At 42.4% G+C, this 1,540-nt stretch carries 1 protein-coding gene; it reads right to left on the bottom strand.

Features of this window, described 5'->3' with window-relative positions; genetic code table 11:
* Positions 1–1,490, bottom strand: a 1,490-nt coding sequence (locus VB796_RS23675) for an efflux RND transporter permease subunit (protein ID WP_323349068.1), incomplete at its 3' end; no start/stop codon positions are given.
* Between the last annotated feature and the right edge of the window lie 50 nt (positions 1,491–1,540).

The raw sequence follows: 1,540 nt of genomic DNA, 5'->3' as shown, positions 1-1,540 counted from the left end.
ATGGCACATAAAGCGGGCGTTAAAGTAAGGGCATTGACCCCTGAGATAACGATTGAAATTGCCATTGTCACGGAGAATTGTCGGTAGAAAACCCCAACTGGACCTGATAGAAATGCCACAGGAATAAATACTGCTGACATTACGAGAGTAATAGCTACAATTGCCCCACTGATTTCTTGCATGGATTCAATCGTGGCTTCTCGGGCGTTGAGGTGCTTTTCTTCCATTTTGGCATGAACCGCCTCGACGACAACAATGGCGTTATCAACCACAATACCGATGGCTAAAACCAAGGCAAAAAGTGTCAATAAGTTGATAGAAAAACCGAATAATTGCATAAAAGCGAACGTTCCGACCAAAGCTACGGGAACTGCCAATACGGGAATCAGCGTTGAACGAAAATCTTGCAGGAATAAAAATACCACCAAAGCCACTAAAATAAAGGCTTCAATGAGCGTTTTGATTACTTCATGAATGGAGGCATCTAAAAATCTCGATACGTCATAACTCACCGTGTAGGTCATTCCTGGGGGGAATGTGGTCGATTTCAGAAAGTCTAAACGTGATTTTATGTTGGCAATTACTTCGCTGGCGTTTGAACCTGGTCGTTGTTTTAGTACGATGGCAGCCGATGGTTTTCCGTTTTCTTTGGAAAGTACATCATAATCTAAGGAACCAAATTCTAAATCAGCTACGTCCTTCAAACGTAACATTTCACCGCTTTCGGTCGTTTTGATGACCACATTTTCGTATTGGTCTTTGCGGGTCATTTTGCCTGTGTATCGCAAAACATATTGCAGAGATTGAGCCTGACGACCCGAACTTTCTCCTACTTTTCCAGGGGCAGCTTCTACGTTTTGTTCTTTCAATGCTTTGATAATATCTTCCGCTGAAATCTCGTAAGCATCCATTCGAGCGGGTTTCAACCATACACGCATGGCATATTCTCTTGAACCCATGATATCCACAAAACCAACGCCATCAATCCTTTTTAATTCCGCTAACACGTTAATATCAGCGAAGTTATAGATGAATTTTTCGTCAACGGTTGGGTCTTCGCTAATCAAGTTGATGTACATCAACATGGAGTTTACCTCCTTTTCCGTAGAAACCCCCGCTTTGATTACTTCTTCTGGTAATTCATCCAAAACCGTCGTCACACGGTTCTGCACATTTACCGCCGCTACGTCGGGGTCGGTTCCTACTTCAAAATATACTTGAATGATGGAAGTTCCGTCATTTCCAGAAACGGAAGTCATGTACGACATTCCAGGCACGCCATTAATGGCTCTTTCAAGCGGAGTCACTACGGCTTTAGCACAAACTTCGGCGTTTGCACCTGTATATTTTGTGGTAACCGAAACCGCTGGTGGAGCAATATCTGGATATTGGGTAATGGGTAGTCCAACCATCGCTAACATCCCCAAAAGCACAATAAAAATGGATATGACCAGTGATAAAACGGGTCGATTAATGAAATTTGTAAACATATTTTTTGAGGGTTATTCGGGTGTGTTTACGTAAGTTAAATCTTTTGAAA

This window comes from Arcicella sp. LKC2W (genome assembly GCF_034931005.1).
Classification (GTDB): Bacteria; Bacteroidota; Bacteroidia; order Cytophagales; family Spirosomataceae; genus Arcicella.
This window is presented reverse-complemented; position numbering and strand designations above follow the sequence as displayed.